Below are 7134 nucleotides of genomic sequence, written 5' to 3'. Positions count from 1 at the left end.
CGTGGAACTGCTCACCGGAGATGCCACGGTAAACCGTTGACTCACCTTGGGATAGGTGGGGTTTATGGATCGCTTACTGATCAGCGGTCTGCGGATCGATCAAGTTTCAGCCAAGGATTACCAGTCGATCCTTTGGTCTGCGGGTATAAGCCATAGCAATCCCACCGCCGACCGGACGCACAATTATTCGCTTCCCCGTGGTTTTGTGCGGTACGAATATGACATGGCCAACAGCTCGACCACACTGTATGTCGGACTTGGACATGCGTAACGCTTTTCAGATTATTGGGAACTGTTTTGGCCAAACGGTGGAGTCGTACAATGCGTTCGACTCAATCAAGCCGGAAAAGACCACTCAGATTGACCTGGGCATGCAATATAAAAGCGGACGCATTTGACTCATAGGCGTCATTCTATTTGGGGCTGGTGCGGGATAAATACTGTTCAACTATAGCCCCGGGCCGGGCGTCTACTCGCGTCCTGACAACGTAATCGCGCGAATCATGAGCGGTGAGTTCGGCCCGTCTATCATTTCGCCCCGAAATGGCAAGTCGATGCGACCTTAACTTACGCCTCGGGAAAAACAGCATTGATGGTGGGGCATTACCGCCAATCCTACCGCTGGATGCATAACATTGAAATGATCGGAGCAAGGGCAACCTGATCGGCAAATACTACTCCAGAAGCGCGGGTCTCAGCGTTTTCTCGCTCAACGGCGCCTATCGGATCAATCAGCATCGGACAGTCAGTAGCGGCGTCAACAATTTATTTGGCAGATCATACACCGAACACTTGAACCTGGCTAGACACGCTGGATTCAATGACACCTTTAACGACTTACGGGCGTTCAGAAAAACGGCCGCACGTTTTGAACTCAGGAAAATGCAACTTTCTCACCCTAACTAAGAATTTTTGGGTCTTGGTGATTAAAAACCCTAATTAATATCAGCAGTGACATCATGGGTTAATTCATCTGGTCTACAATATTTTTTAGTTGCTCCCACAGGTATTATGGATCTGCTGTTAATCTCGGTATCGCCCGCGAGCAGCTTCGCATGTGCTCCTCCGCTCGGCCAAAATAACGCTAGTTAACTACTTTCACAGAAGCCTATGGTGGTCATGCATAGGTACTCGAAGTATCGGATCAGTCTTTGAGGAAACGCCAGTTTTAATTACAACCACCGATAATATCTGATTTGAGGTCCGACCTGGCGGAAAGAATTTTCCGTTGGCTAGTATCTCGCCACAATTTACGGCGTACCTGGCCTGAGGCAATTCTTGACTGTCTCGCCCGATCTGCGCGTTTGCCAAGTGTGGTAGAGTTCCATAATCTTTCGCTACGAGTGACAAGTATTGGTAAGACACCCAGAGGGTAGGCTAACGACATGTCTGTCATATAAGGCTGGCCGACAGGCACTAAGAATCCCCCCTAAGAGTATTACTTTCCGGCTGAAAACAGAGTTTATATTTCCCCGAATTACGACGCTTATGAAAATTCCGTCGATTTCCATCACCTTCATGTTGCCTGTATCCGCGATATGTAACTTGCAAATTTTTTTGTTTTTGCTAGAGGATGAAGATATAGACTGGTGGTTTTTGATTGAGTGATCCAGCGATTGAGTTGCGCGTTTTCGCGAGGTGATTTTACTCTTTACGAAGGCGTGCAGCTAATGTGGTTTGGTGAGTCAGTGAGTCAGCGAAACTAAATTTATTCAGGCGACCATGCTTGCCAAATTTAAGGTTTAGGTGACCAATAAACTCAGCTCTTCCGCTCAGGAGTTTAAGCGTGAAGCTGCCGAGCTTCTGCTACAAATACTACAGTTACTTTGAAGCGGGTCGCTCATTTCGTACCCGGAGTTATAATTGCGCAGATGGGTTTACCCGCTTCAACGGCATAGCAATATCAACCGCGAAAGTCGAATGAACAGTTTTTTATCAGGGACAGACTAAATATAGTAAGGCCACGAGCAGTACTAAGCCTATTACTGCCACTATAAGTGCTAGGAGCATGGGGATCAATATGACCAGTAAAAGTTTAAAAGCCAAGACTGCGACAAAGCCTGCAAATAGTATCAATGCGATAATCATGAGTGAAACTCGGTGGCGCGGCAACAAGTACCATTAACCATAGGGATCTGCTCTAAGGCAACTTGACATAAGCGCTTTTGCTGTAAGCGCTCTCTTGTTACGTGGAGAAGGTGTTTTATTTTCCCCGATAAAGCACAACTATTGAATCGTTGTTTTGGTGCCGTAATTCGCCAAATGGTTTGATTTATTTGCTCACCAATATGGCAGGAAGAGTATCGGTGCTTGCGTGTAGAGCGGAGATGTCCGACAGCATACTTTTTTAATTGTATCATGGGCGGTTTTCCAGTAGATAAGGTTGCCGGCTTAACGAGTTGATTAAATATTATTTGCACTTTGTTTGCGCTCGATAGAGCAGATAGACCTTGGTGTAAAGCCATAGCGCTCAGCCAGGTACAATAGCGCCGGATTACAGCGGTGCTCGCCGCGGCTATAAATATCGCGCTCCTGACCTGAATGATGGTCTTGGCGTTAACAAACAACTCGTGGTGTGTGCCGAAAAGGGGCCTTATCAATGTCAGCGCACCAGGCTACAAAGTCTTCTCATCGCGAGAAAACCACGCAAGTGGCGGACCTCCAGCGTTGCGACAAGTTATACCAGCGGATCGAGGCCACGCCAAATGATCGTGAAATCTACCTACATCTGTTAGCCATGTTTTGTTTCAAGCGTGCAACGGGCTTGTCGAGCTTGAATTTCAAGGTCAGCAGAAAACTGGTGACACTTATCTGTCGGGTGGATTCAATAGCGCGTGAGTCGGCCGATATATAATTTTTGCTCGCCCACAAACTGCCGTATCGCTTGGGCCAAACTATAATCAAAAACACTCCAGAAAAGTGCGCCACTCATTCCCCTTCACGCCTCTCAATAACAACCGAACCATCATGCAAATCCATTGTAATTATATCACCCTCCTTAATCAAGGATGTCGCATTTTTTGTACCCACAATACACGGCATCGAAAATTCTCTTGCAATAATTGATGCATGGCATAAAACCCCCCCTTCATCCGTGACCAGTCCACACGCCCGCCCCACTAAATCAAGCGTGTTAAACTGTGTCATTGACGTTACCAAGATATCACCACTTTGTATTTTGGAACGCGCTAAAATAACACTAACAGGATCGTTACACACCACCAAAAGTGCCCTCCCGGTAATACGATGCTTGTTACCGTGACAAGAAACATTGCCTACAATCGCACATTCTTTTGGGTTCCCTACTAGCAGATGATCAAATGCCTCCCGCGCCTCAACTCCCTCACACTGATATACTCTACCTCTCGTAAAGAGCGTGAGGTGCGCGATCTCTCTATGAGTCTTTGTGTCTTGCGCAACTTTTACATGCTTGCTTATAAGGCTTTCAATTTCTTCAATTCGATAATAGCGGCACACATCAAGAACGCTTTCATTACCTCGACGACAAACTTCTGCAAAAAAAGGCATCATAAGAAAGTCAAAGCTCGCCCAACATAGCTTTATTTTAGTTCTAAACGACTTAATCAAAAAAAACATATCCCGATACACCTTCGGCAATGATTTTTTTTCCGTAACAATCACACTAGCATCTTTCTTTAAACTGTCTTCCCCCTTACAAATCTTCTTCCAGTTCGACACTCTAGACAATAGCAACTTTCGCGCCGACTCATAAGAGCAGCTATTCAATGAAAGCCAAGGATACTTGGACAAATGCGCACGTATTAACGCATCAAGATTTTCCTTGGTTGCACTTAGCAACCTAACAAAATCGCTATACTCACTTACAATATCTTCATCGCGGCATGATTGATCCAGCCGGTCAATCTCACTCAAGCTCAAATGATACCCTACTTCGTCAGTGAACAACGCCGTGACATTAGGCCCTGTTGATTTATAATAACTCACCAGGCGTGTGAACAAACATAATGCCCTTGAGAACACGTCCAACAGCTCATCTTCCGACATAATAGAAAAGTTCATATTGCTGCAATCCTCTTTGAATGCATCAAAAGAACTTAACAAGTCATTTAGTAAATCTCGATATTCAACAACTGTAGATGCGTGCAAAAAAATGTTCCCACGCACGATTTCCGCTGCGACATCCTTCTCCGAGATATACGCTTTTGTAATACCAGACTCCGTATATAAAACCAGCTCATCCACTCTATTCCATGGAATCCATGTCATTGTTTCAAGGATTCGTGCACGCGATTCTATTTCCCAATAAGCCTCACAGTCGGACCACCAAAAATCATAATTACCATGGGCCGTCGGACGCACCGGAGTAAATGGTAGTAATGTTGTTATTGGCCGACACTGAAGAATGTATAATTTACCACTACCTATGCCCCACTCAATATCGACATATCCACCCATCAACGTTTCCAGCATCAATGCAATATCCGCTAATTCCATCATACTTTCGAATGAAATTTTTGCTCGCCCTCGCTGACTTACATAACGCTCCACTATCCGAAGTGTATCTTTTTCAATTGCGTATCTATCAGGTGTCATTTTACCAGACACTAGATTTTCGCAAGCGCCCTCTACAACTTCAATTACAATTTTTCTTGTGTCGTTGCTTCTGGGATCCGCCGAAAAGATAACGCCCGACACATCAAATACTATCATCTCCTGAACAATAACCGCCGCACCAGACTCAGCATTCAACACTCTATTTTTCAAATAAAACTCAATAGCGGGGTTAAATATAGACGCCCAACAGACCTGAATACTGTGCGTCAGCTCTTGCACTGAAACATTCAAAACCGTGGTTAATATGCCCGCCCATGAGCTGTCCGCACCATCCTCACTAAATGCACTGGACCTGACGGCGAAAAGGCTACCATCGCCTAGCATTTTTACGTTATCGAACAGCTCGACCAAGAAGCCATCAGACATTTGACCATTCAAAACTTGATGTTGCAAAAAAGATAAATGTTCCGATAGTTGTCGACATTCAAATCCATGCATCACGTGATTGATTTCAACTCGATTGGTTTTGCAATACTCATAAAAAAATGGAACGCTGATAACGAAACCGTTCGGAACATTAACGCCATGCGCTTTAAGAATGCCAAGCGAATGCGCTTTTGCACCAACGTGCTCAACGCGTGACCGCCCCGCTTCAACCAAAGGCACAATACGTCTCTCTTGAGTGCATTGGTCGGCTGGACCTAATGTACGGCTCATGTGTATTTCTCCAATGTCCCACGTCGCCTAACATCACAACTGACGCAATGAAAACCGCCCCCCATGGCTCTAGGATGCCGTAGCTGCAGCGGAATAACGTCTATCTTGTGTTTTTCCAAAATTTTAATCAGTGGTGTTTGTCTAGATTCAACGAGCGCGAGATCTTTATTAACCATTAAAAAATTCATTCCAATCCACTTAGAAGACAATGGATGGTTAGTGTCAGATCCAACGTCTACAATATCGTCGAACCAAATCTTATCCCACGACCTTAACATTTTAGGTAAATTATCGTCGTTCACTCGCATTGGATTGACAATCACCAGTCCAGGCCTTAAAAATGTAAAGGTTGTATCAATATGTTTTTGGTTGTAGAGGTTGTAGCACTTGTGAACGGTGTAGTTACTGCCTAACGTATTCTGAAGCCAGAGCGCGCCTAATTCATTGCCGGAATTAGAGATGAGGTACAAAATATCTTCGCCCACCCTTAGTATATTAGCCGCATCGAAGAGAGGCTCCGTATTTTCCAGGCAAACGTCATACCCATGCGGCTCGCCATAGCACTCGGCCAACAGCTTAGGCTTAGGAGCCGAGATCCATTGGGCACCGGAGTGAAGGTAATCTAAAAATATGCTTTTGTACGCATTGCTCTCAAATAGTCGTGACCGTAACGGAGACGGCGCCTCAATTATTTTATTCCCAATAGCTAATATAATATCCCGTGGACAATAATTGTAGAGTCCATCTGAAGCCCAGTCGGGCGTGCTAAATATTTTACTGTGATCAGTTATATCGGGTCTACGAACGACAACAGACAACTCTCGAAGTGTTTCGATAAAGATTTCAAGATCGGTCTCGGTTTCCTCAATGATTTTTTTGCTAAATCGACCAGTAGGAATATCGCCAATACGTTTAAGCTCAGGAAAGTCAATTGCGTGAACGCTAATATCCGCCATTGGTAACTGTGCATTTATTGCAGTACCTACAATTATTTCCTCTAATGGATCCCATTCATTAAAAACGCTTACTAAACTCATATCATTTTCCTTTTCATAAGATCGGCGCACAGGAAAGCACTGTCAATCTTTCCTTACACAAGGAACAATCACGTCATTAAAATTATAGTATGGGCACGTTTCAGGCGGGTTCACTTCCACTATGTGAAAACTATAATTACGAAAACCAGCCTTTTCAATCTTTGGCGCTTGCGTTAACTTGAAAAGCTCTACGCTTGTATATTCTTTTCGGAGATTCCCCCAAGAAGTCAAATTACAATACGTTAACCGCCCTCCGCTCTTCATAATTCGCTTGGCTTTATGTATAAATGCAAATTGGTGACTATGCATTTGCTCTTCATTCAGGGGGTAGGTATCATACAAAACACCATCAAAATACTCATCCGCCAGTAGATCGATGACTGATTCCCACTTCCCTAAGATAGGTATAACTTTATATTCTGCCGTCTTGGAAAACTCAATTAGCGTCTTAAACACATCAACATTCGCTTCAATTATAACGTGCTCAGAAATGCCAAAACTTTGAATATGTCTACTTGCAATTCCTAATCCGAACCCTACCTCTAGAATTCTACCTCCATTTTTAGACGCCGTTTTTGCCAACTCCAGCATATAAAAAGACTCCCAACTTTCCATCACAGGATGCCCACAAATCTCTAGCTTTTCCTTATTTATGTTTGCTGCTGAATTTTGCCATGCACCTGAGCAGTCTGCTGTTACATTATAGGATTGTTTCTCTGAGTTTCTTTTTCGTTGGTTATCGCTCATGACAGACCTTCCTGCGTTCTTCGTCGGTTTATTTGAGTCTAATCCAAGAAATCAACCCCGCTTCGAACCCCGCCCTCACCTTCACCAAAATTCACAT

At 44.3% G+C, this 7134-nt stretch carries 4 protein-coding genes; 1 reads left to right on the top strand and 3 read right to left on the bottom strand.

Going from position 1 to position 7134, the window contains the following annotated elements; all coding sequences use genetic code 11:
* Positions 1-64 precede the first annotated feature (64 nt).
* Positions 65-271, top strand: coding sequence for a hypothetical protein (locus AC3WP7_RS27775; protein WP_146012708.1), 207 nt, complete (start codon positions 65-67; stop codon positions 269-271).
* 2657 nt (positions 272-2928) lie between these two features.
* On the opposite strand, the gene AC3WP7_RS27770 is transcribed toward AC3WP7_RS27775, so the two are convergent.
* From AC3WP7_RS27770 to AC3WP7_RS27760, 3 genes are read right to left on the bottom strand one after another with little or no spacing between them, the layout of a single operon-like run.
* Complete coding sequence (locus AC3WP7_RS27770) at positions 2929-5253, bottom strand: PEP/pyruvate-binding domain-containing protein (RefSeq protein ID WP_102630107.1); 2325 nt, start codon at positions 5251-5253, stop codon at positions 2929-2931.
* Positions 5250-6290 carry an inosamine-phosphate amidinotransferase 1 gene (locus tag AC3WP7_RS27765; RefSeq protein WP_102593132.1) on the bottom strand — a complete coding sequence of 347 codons (1041 nt, stop codon included), beginning with the start codon at positions 6288-6290 and terminating at the stop codon, positions 5250-5252. The genes AC3WP7_RS27770 and AC3WP7_RS27765 overlap by 4 nt, the downstream gene beginning before the upstream one ends.
* Before the next feature lie 42 nt (positions 6291-6332).
* A complete protein-coding gene (locus AC3WP7_RS27760; RefSeq protein WP_146012707.1) occupies positions 6333-7037 on the bottom strand; it encodes a class I SAM-dependent methyltransferase in 705 nt (234 codons plus the stop codon).
* Positions 7038-7134 lie beyond the last annotated feature (97 nt).

The sequence above is a fragment of the Pseudomonas sp. FW305-3-2-15-C-LB1 genome, assembly GCF_058787615.1.
Note: the sequence above shows the minus strand (reverse complement) of the source record. Positions and strands in the feature narration are given on the sequence as shown.